General features: G+C 36.0%; 8 protein-coding genes and 2 pseudogenes. 6 read left to right on the top strand and 4 right to left on the bottom strand.

The window, feature by feature from the left end; all coding sequences use genetic code 11:
* Positions 1–177: 177 nt before the first annotated feature.
* The 3 genes and pseudogenes from BTN98_RS05350 to BTN98_RS05340 all read right to left on the bottom strand — a co-directional run bounded on the left by BTN98_RS05350 (position 178) and on the right by BTN98_RS05340 (position 5,198).
* A pseudogene (locus BTN98_RS05350) lies at positions 178–1,526 on the bottom strand (ISNCY family transposase).
* A 418-nt stretch (positions 1,527–1,944) separates the two neighbouring features.
* Complete coding sequence (locus tag BTN98_RS05345; RefSeq protein ID WP_060998076.1) at positions 1,945–4,029, bottom strand: PAS domain-containing hybrid sensor histidine kinase/response regulator; 2,085 nt, start codon at positions 4,027–4,029, stop codon at positions 1,945–1,947.
* 5 nt (positions 4,030–4,034) lie between these two features.
* Entirely contained in the window at positions 4,035–5,198 is a 1,164-nt protein-coding gene (locus tag BTN98_RS05340) for an FIST signal transduction protein (RefSeq protein WP_060998132.1), read from the bottom strand.
* Between the two features lie 218 nt (positions 5,199–5,416).
* Here BTN98_RS05340 and BTN98_RS05335 point away from each other — a divergent pair, with 218 nt between their 5' ends.
* Positions 5,417–6,085 (top strand): SDR family oxidoreductase, encoded by a 669-nt coding sequence (locus BTN98_RS05335; RefSeq protein WP_240616109.1) that lies wholly within the window; start codon positions 5,417–5,419, stop codon positions 6,083–6,085.
* Positions 6,086–6,147: 62 nt separating this feature from the next.
* Here BTN98_RS05335 and BTN98_RS05330 read toward each other — a convergent pair whose 3' ends face one another.
* On the bottom strand, positions 6,148–6,591 hold the full coding sequence (locus BTN98_RS05330; protein WP_060998074.1) for a hypothetical protein: 444 nt from the start codon (positions 6,589–6,591) through the stop codon (positions 6,148–6,150).
* A gap of 121 nt (positions 6,592–6,712) precedes the next feature.
* Between BTN98_RS05330 and BTN98_RS05325 the strand changes: the two genes are divergently transcribed.
* The 5 genes and pseudogenes from BTN98_RS05325 (at position 6,713) to uspE (ending at position 12,091) form a co-directional block, all read left to right on the top strand.
* Positions 6,713–9,130, top strand: a complete 2,418-nt coding sequence (locus BTN98_RS05325; RefSeq protein ID WP_105029960.1) for a heavy metal translocating P-type ATPase — start codon at positions 6,713–6,715, stop codon at positions 9,128–9,130.
* Positions 9,131–9,349, top strand: a complete 219-nt coding sequence (ccoS, locus tag BTN98_RS05320; RefSeq protein WP_060998072.1) for a cbb3-type cytochrome oxidase assembly protein CcoS — start codon at positions 9,131–9,133, stop codon at positions 9,347–9,349.
* Positions 9,336–10,009 (top strand): annotated as a pseudogene (locus BTN98_RS05315) (sulfite exporter TauE/SafE family protein). The gene ccoS and the pseudogene BTN98_RS05315 overlap by 14 nt, the downstream one beginning before the upstream one ends.
* 77 nt (positions 10,010–10,086) lie before the next feature.
* Complete coding sequence (locus BTN98_RS05310; RefSeq protein WP_045030450.1) at positions 10,087–10,842, top strand: FNR family transcription factor; 756 nt, start codon at positions 10,087–10,089, stop codon at positions 10,840–10,842.
* 304 nt (positions 10,843–11,146) lie between these two features.
* Positions 11,147–12,091, top strand: a complete 945-nt coding sequence (gene uspE / locus BTN98_RS05305) for a universal stress protein UspE (protein ID WP_060998070.1) — start codon at positions 11,147–11,149, stop codon at positions 12,089–12,091.
* Positions 12,092–12,128: the final 37 nt, after the last annotated feature.

The following is a 12,128-nucleotide window of genomic DNA, read 5'->3' as shown; positions in this document are numbered from 1 at the left end:
CATATTTTGTTTAACTCACATTGATCAGTAGATACTGATCACTATAGAAAAACAGGACATTTTAGCTTTGCAAAAAAGAGACACTTTACCTTGGGAGCTACATCATTATTCCCCGATTAAAATGTCTCCTTTTAAGGTGGTTCATTGTGGTGAAATTGGGGTTATAGAGTAGGGAAGTCACGGCTTTTTTCTGGTGCTGGGTTTATGTTCAGGGTGAACTAACACAGGATTGATGGCTTCAAGTTGACGGATTACTCGCTGTTGGGCGGTTCGTTTGGGGGCTTTTTTACTGCGACTACGTGTTTGTTGTTGGTCATATTGTTGCTGTTTCGCCTGGGCAAATTTCAATACTGCGCCCAAACGTTTATTATCGATCACCTGACCTTGGTCAACATCTTCGAGCTTATCAAATACTTTAAATTCTAATTTACGATGTCCGTATTGAATGGCAATGGTGCCATCTGGGCGATCTAGAACTTTAACAATTTGATGCACAAGTCGTTGATTTTCTTCGGTTGGATCAATTAAATAAATAACTTTGTCATATTGAAATGTCAGTGACTTTGATAATTTTCTTGGCTCTTGCCACGCAAAAATATCGTGTAATTCATCTGTCGATTCACGTAATGGCCGATGCATATCTTTAGGATATTGAGCAGCTTTGGCAAAACGTTGGTTAAAATCAAGGATAAAGTCGGGGAGCCACGGATTAGCTTTTTCAATATTATCAATGTGTTGTAAACGCATTTCTTTGACTAAGCGATCTTGTAAGGTCTTGTTGGCACGTTCAACACGACCTTTGGCTTGAGAGCTGTTGGCGCAAATCAATTCAATGTTTAAGTCATGTAAAACACGACCAAACTGAGTCACACGGTTGGTTTTCGCATCCCGTTTACGACATGAAATACCGCATGCCGATCACTGTAAAAAGCAGTGGGTTTGCCATGATGTTCAACATATTCACGCGTGGCAACCATGTAATCAAACGCAGATTCTGTTTCGCTAAAACGTAAGTTCATCAGTTTGCCGGTGGCATCATCAATGAAAACCAACAAACAACATTTGTTACTGCGGCCTTCAAACCAATCATGATGTGAGCCATCTATCTGAATTAATTCACCATAACAATCGCGTCGATGTCGCGGTTGATAAACACGAGGCTTACGTTTGAAATGTGGTACCCAAAGGCCATCTGCGATCATCCATTGACGTAAGGTTTCTAATCCAATTTTAATGCCGTGACGTTCAATCAATTTTTCACGCGCCAATGTGGGTCCGAAGTCCGCGTAATATTCGTGGATCAGGTTTAAAATACGCAGCCTAAGATTATCATCATAACGATGATTACTTGGCACGCCGCGTTGTTGTGAAAGTAATCCGCCAGCACCGAACTGAGTAAAGCGTTTTACTAATCGTGATACTTGACGACAGCTCAAGTTCAGTCGGCGAGCAGCTTCAACACCAGTTATTTGTTTATCACAAACATCTTGAATAATTTTGATTCGGCTTAATTCATTTTCAGTCATAGTGAGCAACATTTATTGATTCCAGTTCATAGCAAAACCTATGATCTGAAGATAGTTCAACATGACATTTCTAACGGGTTAAAACCGGACATTTCTAAATGGGACTTACAACCAAAGTGCGCATTATGTATATTATGTTAAATAGAGTATTGGGTTACAAGATACATGACCTAGATTATCTAAACTGATGCCTTCGTTACCTCCCCTTTAACTATAGACCTATTAGTAACTATACCTATTTAACAGTATTAGCTATTTACCATAAAATATGGTAATTAACATCTAATTTAAATACTGCCGCACAATTCATTTTGCTTGGTACTTAAATTAGATGTTAATTACTAATAGATCAAAACTGCCTTTACGACAGTTTTGATTATCTTTCTACTTTGAATATTTGATTCTATGCATGAAACATTTAATGAGTCATTGATTGGTTTTGGTACTTAATAAGCATTTTATCTAATTCTTCAGGCCGTATTGGCTTAGCTAAAAATCCATTCATTCCTGCTTGCTGGTACATAATTTGATCATTTTGCATGGCATTTGCAGTTAATGCTACGATTGGTGTATCAATATTGAGCTTTCTGATGTATTTAGTTGCTTCCAAACCATCTAAAACTGGCATTGATATGTCCATTAATACTAAATCAAACAGTTTGTGACACTGTAACAGTTTTAAAACTGCCTCTTCGCCGTGATTAGTTATAGTAACTTTGTGTCCTCGCCGCTCTAACATTAGCTTAGCAACAAGCTGGTTTGTTGGACTATCTTCTGCAAGTAATATATTCAGCGAATGAGTTAATTTAGTCGGTTTTATTTCTATTAGCTGTTCTTTTTTAATTATTGCTGGTTGAATTGGAATTCTTATCGTAAAGCAACTACCGGCGCCAAGCTCACTCTTAATTGAAATGTTGCCTTTCATTTTTTTAATCAGTAGTTGGCTGATTGTTAGACCTAAACCGGTACCACCATACTTACGTGTAATGCTACCATCAGCTTGATGAAATGGATTAAAGAGACTGTTCAGAGCATCATTAGCAATACCAATTCCAGTATCAAACACCGATACTTCAATATCATTCTCAACTTTAGTTGCTACAATTTTAACTGAGCCTACATTTGTAAACTTAATCGCATTACCAATAAGGTTAAACATGATTTGGATGATACGGTTTTTATCAGCATAAATATACTCAGGAATTGACTCATCAATTTCACACTCTAAAAGTATATTTTTTTTATTAGCTTCTGGCTGAAGCTGATTTTTAACTAAAGTAATACTATCTGAGAAATTAATATTACTATTGAATAACTCAAAACTACCAGACTCAATACGAGACAAGTCAAGAATATCATTGATAATAGTTAGCAATAAATGAGCAGATTGCTCCATTTGCCCCAGCCATTGCTGCTGTTCATTTTCCAAACCTGATGATGACAATAGATCCATTAAACCTAGTACGGCATTTAATGGTGTCCGTATCTCATGGCTCATCATTGCGATAAATTGTGATTTTGCTTTATTTGCTGATTCTGCTTGTTGGCGGGCTTGTTGTAGATCAAATAATCTTTTTTTTCGAATACTTATATTTTTTGCAGTACCACGATAACCAAGTAGTAATCCTCGCTTATTGTAATAAGGCGTACCACTAAAGCTTAACCATTGTTCTTTACCATCAATGACTAATTGCCATTCAAGATCTTCAAACGACTGATCTTTTTGTAACTGTTCACAGAATTGTTGTTTAAAATCGTCATGGCCATCAAAGATATCCATGATATTATCTTTATCTATTAAGTGGTTAGCTACATGCGATGCGGATATATAGCTAAAATTATAATCAGTATCTATTTCCCAGAACCAATCGCCAACTGTACGTGCAAAATCTTTAAAGCGCTGTTGGCTATATGTAAGTTCTTGTGTGCGTACTGTAACTAATGATTGTAGTCGCTCTCGATAATCAATATCTATGATGGCTCGTTCAAGTAACGGCCTGAATCGATTTAAAACTCGTCGACAACTAGAAGTAAAATGACCTTTTTCTGAGCTCATCAGAATGATCATAGCATCCCCTGAGCTGATTTTTACACCTGTGATTAAACTTGAATTACAAATGGTTAATAGTTCATGGCTTTTATTTTTAAATTCTTCAACATCTTTAGGAGAATATAAAGCGATACATTCACCATTAATACAGCGATTAAAAGTGCTACCTACTTGCCAATAATTAAAATCCAGATTAGTAACAGTACTCATTAGCACATGTAAATCTGATGCTTCGTCATCACGAGTTAAAACAATCGCATTATCAAATGCAATGAACTTTCTTAGTACAGCTAATAAACTATTAAATACCTGTCGTTTATTATTTGCACCCGCCATTGCGGAAACGCCTTCAAGAATTGCGGCATTTTCTATCCGTAATTGATTTTCTCGTTCTTGACTACGCTGAAGGTCTAATAACGTTTCCTGCAGTTTTTCTGAATCAAAGCCAATCATAATTATTAGTCCCTATGAAAAACAACAGCTGAAATCATTAAATTACCATGTGCATTTTCACCAGTGACAAACTGCCCTTGCTCACCAAATGTGAATGGGCAAACAAAGGATTTATCATGCATTGCTATTTTCATAAATAATGCAACTTCTTCCATTCGTTGTTGAACTTTAAGCATACAGCCTGCGCAATAAATCGCGAGCCCACCGATTGGATTTAATTTGATTCCGTTTGTTGCAGTAACAACGCGTCCAGCTCGAGTTATTAAGCGTTCATTGGTACCTGTCATAAAGTATAAACGCTCACCTTCGATAATAGAGGCAAACATTTTTAAACCATTCGTTTTTGTCACCATCAACGGATGAGCTAATTTAAAATAAGGTAAATCATGAATTTCTCCGACCAAACGACCAAGAGGATTTAAACTACTTTCATTAATGATGCTGCTATTTGCTTCAAATTTTTGCTGAATCCATTGTTGATAAATATCAGCAGCAGGTTGATGATTTAATTCAATTAACTCACGACCTTGTACTTTTGTTGCGATTGCTGAGTATGAAGTTGCAGCATAACCTGAGTGAAAAGAAAAACTTACCTCACAATTAGGATAAAAAACAGCAATACCTATGCCCTGTTGAGTTTGTTGTTCATGATTGAAAATTCGCCATTTACCCTGAACATGATCATCAGCAGCACTACCACCTATGATAGCTATATTTTTTCCAACGACATCTTCGATCCCTCTAATGACTTCTTCTTCACATCCTGGCGTAGCGTGCAGCAATATTAATGTTGGTGCTTCACCAAGGCGACCACTATTGTTAATTGCTTTAAGTATTGCTTGGCGAGCAATATCAAATATAGAACCATTAGAAGAAACAATTGATGTACCATAAGCACCAACAATATCATTTATCGCCCAAAGAGCGACACCTCGTCCATTAATATAACCGTCTTCAGTCATAAATCCCTGACAAGATGAACATGCAAGAAAAGGAGTATTTGGGTAGTATTTATTTAATGTTAATTGTAATACGTCGTAATCGTAATCTTCTGAAAAATATAACAAAAGTAATGATGGTGGTGCTATCTTCTTGTCTAATTTGTTAATTGCGTCAACAATCGCATCATGAGAGTTATTTAACACTGAAAAGCTTGTTGCAATATCCATAGCCATATCTTTTTAATTTTTCCTTATAATAATCATTTTTCTTAATATGATCAGTAAGCAAATCATTTTTAATTATTCTTTTTTATCTTATTATTAAGAATTAACTTATTATCACCCATCATAGTACACATAATAGACTCAAGGAGTGTTATGTCACATTCAATTGTTCAAAATGTTATATTAGTTACGGGCGGTGCAAAAGGCATAGGCAAAGGTATTTGTCAGTATTTATCAAAAAAAATAACATTGTTATAGCCATAGATATTGATATTGATTCTGGATATCAACTGGTTGCTGATAATCCAAAAATACGATTCTGGCCAGCAGATGTAACTAATAGAAAAGATATAACAGCAATTGTTAATGAGATAACGTTACAATTTGGCCGACTCGATGGGCTTATCAATAATGCCGCAATAGCCAACCCTTATAATACACCATTAGATTCTTTATCATTGGATGAGTGGCAACGAATTATAGATATTAACTTAACGGCTCCTTTAATGATCACCCAGCAATGTTTACCATTGCTAAAAATATCAAAAGGTAATGTTGTTAATATATCTTCAACGCGTGCATTACAATCTGAGGCAAATACAGAAGCTTACAGTGCTACAAAAGGTGGGATTGTCTCTTTAACTCACGCTTTAGCTGTCAGCTTAGGACCTGAAATTAAAGTTAATTGTATTTCACCTGGATGGATAAACTCATCAAATGAGATACTGAATAGCATAGATCACCAGCAGCATCTTGTTGGTCGTGTCGGTCATACTGATGATATTGCAGAAATGGTTGAATTTTTAATTTGTAATCAATCTGGATTTATTACGGGACAAAATTTTGTTATTGATGGCGGGATGACAAAAAAAATGATTTATACAGAGTAAAGATTAACTTAGCAAGTTTACTCTGTATTTAATATTCGGCGCAACTAATTGCGCCATTTATCTTATTTAGTTACCGTAAATTCTGAAGTGTAAATATTATTATTTATCTTAATATCAATCGCCCAAGTCATTTTATCAGCAGTGCATTGAGGTACTGTAAATTCACCTAGCCACCCTTCTTTTTGTTGTTTAAATATAACCGGTAATATTCCCATATTCATACTAATGCCATTAACAGTTGCACTAGGGTTTACGGCAATATTACTTATATGCAATTGGAGCGGTATATTTGCTTTAGGATCAAGTGGTAATAACGAAACAGTTACTGGCTTAGTATCAATTGTAAACGTACAGTTTCCAGTATTTAAATTACATACCTTAGCTTGATTTGTTGTTACGGGCGGCTTTTGATACGTTACCGTTCTCCAGATAAATGCAGTAATTAAAACGATCATCAAAACAATAATTTGAATTAATCGTCCTCGCGTTAATTTTTGTGCTGCCATTTTGTCTTTATTCCTGTAATTAGTCTATTCGATAATTAAAAGCGTCATGGTTGATATTAAGTGCTAACCTTATAAGGAGCTAATACTTTTACTATATTAATACATCGGTATATAGCAAGGAATGACTTCAAATAGTATAACATCGCCAGTGCTTCAATGTTGTTATCATTGCGATGAGCCAATCACTTCAGGATCTCAGTTTCAGCTCGAAATCTTAGGCGAACCGAGAAACCTTTGTTGTGCTGGTTGTGAAGCGGTGGCAAAAATAATTGTTGAGAATGATTTAACTGATTATTATCGGCATCGAACTCAAACAGCAAAAAAATCTGATATTGTCCCTTTAAGCTTACAGGCATTAGAATTGTATGATCATCAAGATATTCAAGATGATTTTGTGAATGAAAATGAACAGCACTATAAAGAAATATCACTTTCCGTTGATGGCGTTTCTTGCGCTGCATGCGCGTGGTTAATAGAAAAACAGTTAAAAAAACATACTGGCGTTATCACTATTGAAGTTAATATTACTACCCAACGGGCGTTATTAGTGTGGGATGACTCATGTATAAAATTAAGTCATTTATTGATGGCTATTCATCAATTAGGTTATAAAGCAGCGCCCTTTGAGCTGGATAAGGAAGAGCAACATTATCAGCATACCTTGCGCCATTATCTTTATAAGTTAGGTGTTGCCGGTATTGCGACAATGCAAGTTATGATGTTTGCAGTTGCACTTTATTTTGATGTCTTTGATGAACCTGATAATAGCTTTGGTCATTATTTACGTTGGGTCAGTCTCTTAGTAGCAACTCCAGTTTTATTGTATTCAGCACTGCCTTTCTATCGTAATGCTTGGCGAAATATTAAAACCCTAACATTAGGCATGGATGTTCCGGTATCTATTGCTTTACTGTTTGCTTATGGTGCGAGTTTATACGCAACAATAACAAAACAAGGTGAAGTGTATTTTGAATCAATTTCAATGTTTACATTTTTCCTTTTACTTGGTCGATTTTTAGAAATGCGAGCAAGACGCCATGCTGCTGCCATGAGTGCGAATTTACTTAAATTGATTCCAGCAATGGCTACTTTAGTTTCAGGCAAACGAGTAGCAGCTAAAACACTAAAGATAAGTGACGTTGTCACTGTTCTGCCTGGTGAATATTTACCAGCAGATGGCATTATTGTTCAAGGCTCAACAACTATTGACGAGTCAATGCTAACCGGTGAATCTGTCGCAGTTAAACGTACCATAAATGATACTGTCTTTGCTGGCACAATTAACGGCGACAGCAATATTAACCTAAAGGTCATTCATAACCGTAAAGACGCTTTAATTTCGAAAATTGTTCGTCTTCAAGATCATGCATTATATTCAAAACCAAAAATAGCGTTAGTGGCTGATAATGTCGCGCGTTATTTTGTAGGTGCTATTTTAGTGATTGCTATATCGACATGGTTTTATTGGAATGTCAATCAACCTCAAGATGCATTATGGATAACACTGGCGGTATTAGTTGCCACTTGCCCTTGCGCATTATCATTAGCTACACCTACTGCAATTACCTGTTCAACATCAATGCTAGGAAAACGAGGATTATTGGTTCGCCGTGGCCATGTGTTAGAAACATTATGTAAAGTAAATCATGTTATTTTAGATAAGACAGGTACGCTTACCAAAGGTAATGTTGAGCTTGTCGCTACTCAAAATTTCAGCAAATATTCAATGGCGGATCTTTTATTGTATGCTGCCGAGTTAGAGCGCTATTCTAATCATCCAATCGCAACGATGTTTCGACCTTATCAATCACAAAAGGCATTGTTTGATAAGGTCGAAAATATTATTGGTCAGGGTTTAATTGGTACGATAGATCAACAACATTGGCGAATTGGTAAGTATGAATTTGTGACTCATGGTCAATCACCTCTTTCTCATTCTATGCACTCTATAAATATTGAAGATTATTCAATCTGGCTGTCTTGTAATAAGAATATTATTGCCGCTTTTAAAATTGAAGATCCTTTACGCGATGATAGCCAGCAGTTAGTGGATGCATTTAAGCGACAAGGTATGAAAGTGACAATGTTAACAGGTGATTGTTCTATTAATGCTAAACAAGTAGCAGAGCAATTAAATATTAAGCATTTTCACGTAAATATGACACCAGAAAATAAGTTAGATTACTTACAAAAAATACCATCAAATGATGTGTCATTAATGATTGGCGATGGTGTAAATGATGCGCCAATATTAGCCGGGGCCCACCTTTCTATTGCGCTAAGTAGTGGAACCGATATTGCTAAGTCATCAGCTGATATAGTGTTATTAGGTGACCAACTACAGCCAATTCTTACAGCTCGACAATTAGCATTGCGTACTAAAAACATTATTCATCAAAATTTAGTGTGGGCATTAAGCTATAATTTAATCATTCTACCATTAGCTGTTGCAGGTCTTGTTGCCCCCTATATAGCTGTCATAGGTATGTCAACAAGTTCAATTATTGTTGTATCGAATTCTTTAAGGTTGTTAAGATAAATGACAATTCTTTACATATTAATACCTATTGCACTGTTTTTTGTTAGTCTCGCGATCGCTGTGTTTTTATGGGCAGTAAAAACCAACCAATTTGATGATTTAGAACGACGAGGCCATGATATTTTGTTTGATGACGATATAAAAACTCCCAATAAAGTACATCAAAAACCACATACAGACCCAATCAAATCATCAAACGTTGATCATGATAGAACTTAACTTTATGACGGCATTTATCATTGGTTTAACCGGAGCTGGCCATTGTATTAGTATGTGTGGTGGAATAGCTGCAGCTGTGACGATGGGAATGCCAAATAAACCACAGCAACAATGGGTGTATTTATTAGGCTATAATTTAGGCCGAATAAGTGCCTATATCGTAGCTGGATTGATTCTTAGCCAGGCTGTTATTGAGGTCGCTGAACTAGCTGGTGCAAGCATCACATTGATTTCATTGCGAATTGTAGCTTCTATCATGATGATAATATTAGGGTTGTACATTGGTAATTGGTGGTCAGGTTTAATTTATATCGAGCGTGTTGGTCATTACCTGTGGCGTTATATATCCCCTATTACTCAGTTTTTTTTACCATTAACATCCCCATTAAAAGCAATTCCCTTTGGTTTTTTGTGGGGATGGTTACCCTGTGGTTTAGTTTATTCTACATTAACATGGGCAGCAGTTTCCGGTAGTGCAACAAATGGTATGGTAATTATGTTCGCTTTTGGCTTAGGTACATTACCCGCAATGTTAGCTGTAGGTGCTATAGCAGATAAACTAAAGACACTGCTAAAAATAGCTATTTTAAACGGGTAAATGCATTATTCATCATCATTTATGGTATGCATACTGGTTATATTGCAATCAATCAAATATAGTAAGGTTTTTAATACTCGTAATATTGATTCATAATATGTTAAAATATTGACCTACATCAAATTGGTTAGATAGGCATATGATTTCTGAAAAATTTACCACAAAACGCATTCAATCTGGTGGGTGTGCTATTCACTGTCAAGACTGTAGTATTAGCCAACTGTGTATTCCATTCACCCTCAATGAATCTGAGTTAGATCAGCTGGATCAAATCATCGAACGTAAAAAGCCGATTCAGAAAGGTCAAGAGTTGTTTAAAGCTGGTGATGAGCTTAAATCACTATATGCGATTCGTTCTGGTACGATTAAAAGCTATACCATCACTGAACAAGGTGATGAGCAAATCACAGCATTCCACTTAGCAGGTGATTTGGTTGGTTTTGATGCAATCAATGAAATGCAACATCCAAGTTTTGCGCAATCATTAGAAACATCGATGGTATGTGAAATACCGTTTGAAATTCTTGATGATTTAGCTGGTAAAATGCCTAAACTTCGCCAACAAATCATGCGTTTAATGAGCAGTGAAATCAAAGGCGATCAAGAAATGATTTTATTGTTGTCAAAGAAAAATGCAGAAGAGCGTTTAGCTGCATTCCTTTACAATTTGTCGTTACGTTTTTCTCAACGTGGCTTCTCTCCTCGTGAGTTTCGTTTAACAATGACACGTGGTGATATTGGTAACTATTTAGGTCTAACGGTAGAAACCATAAGTCGCCTACTAGGTCGCTTCCAAAAGTCTGAAATGTTAAGTGTTAAAGGTAAATACATTACTATTTTAGATCATGATGAGTTAGCAAAACTTGCTGGTGTCAGTAAGAGTAATAATTTGTAGTAGTTGAGTACCCTATCTAATCAATTTATAAACAGGCACTATTTAGTGTCTGTTTTTGTATCTGCCTTCCTTCGTTTTATTTTAACGCTATGTATATTATTAACCTATATGGTGTTAATTTATCTCATTTTTACATTTTATTGCTCAAACTACTCCCCATCTTGGTTCGTTTAGAGTACAGTAAATATTATGTTAATTTTTTAATTATTTGATTTAAATGTACATCAAATAAATGCAGCGGTAAATGTGTCCTCTTTGTTGTTGCTTATTCACCAAAGAGATCCTGCCGTAGGGAGACATTATTATGCAAAAATATAAAAACATACTTGTTGTCGCTGATCCTGAACGAGAACAACAGCCTGCAATATCTCGTGCGATTCATTTAGCTAAGACTTGTGATGATGTGAAGATTATTGTTTTCCTCGCTATTTATGATTTTTCGTATGAGATGACTTCAATGCTATCTTCAGACGAACGTGATGCTATGCGTCGTGGTGTCGTTATGCAGCGTGAAGAATGGCTCAAGGAAATCATACAGCCACATACAGAAAAAAATATTAATATCGAGATAAAAGTCGTATGGCATAATCGCCCTTACGAGTCTATTATCGCTGATGTATTTAGCCAAGATATTGACCTACTAATCAAAGCGACACACGAACATGCCAAATTAGGTTCGGTGATATTTACTCCTACAGATTGGCATTTATTACGTAAATGCCCTGTTCCAGTATTACTTGTCAAAGGGGAAAACTGGCCGACTAATGGTAATGTACTGGCTTGTGTGAATTTATCTGCTGAAGATGAAACTCATGAAGATCTTAATGATAAAATAATCAAAGAAGCGATCGCCTTTTCATCAATCACACAAGCAAATGTTAACTTAGTGAATGCCTACCCAGCAACACCAGTTAATATCACAATAGAACTACCTGAGTTTGATCCCGCGTCATATACTGATGCAGTTCGTGGTCATCACTTAATGACAATGAAAGCTTTACGTCAAAAGTATAGCATTGATGAAGATCAAACCTATGTTGTCGAAGGTTTAGCAGAAGATGTTATCCCACAAGTAGCTGATGAAATTAACGCAGAGCTTGTCATTCTTGGCACAACGGGTCGAACCGGATTATCCGCGGTCTTTATTGGTAATACTGCTGAGAATACTATTGATAGTTTAAATTGTGATTTATTAGCATTAAAACCTGATGGTTACATTAGCCCTTTGGCACCTAACTCAATTGATTAATAAATAGTGTTACTTTCTTTATAAGCGCCTCTGATGA

The sequence above is a fragment of the Photobacterium aquimaris genome, from assembly GCF_002954455.1.
Taxonomy (GTDB): domain Bacteria; phylum Pseudomonadota; class Gammaproteobacteria; order Enterobacterales; family Vibrionaceae; genus Photobacterium; species Photobacterium aquimaris.
Note: the sequence above shows the minus strand (reverse complement) of the source record. Positions and strands in the feature narration are given on the sequence as shown.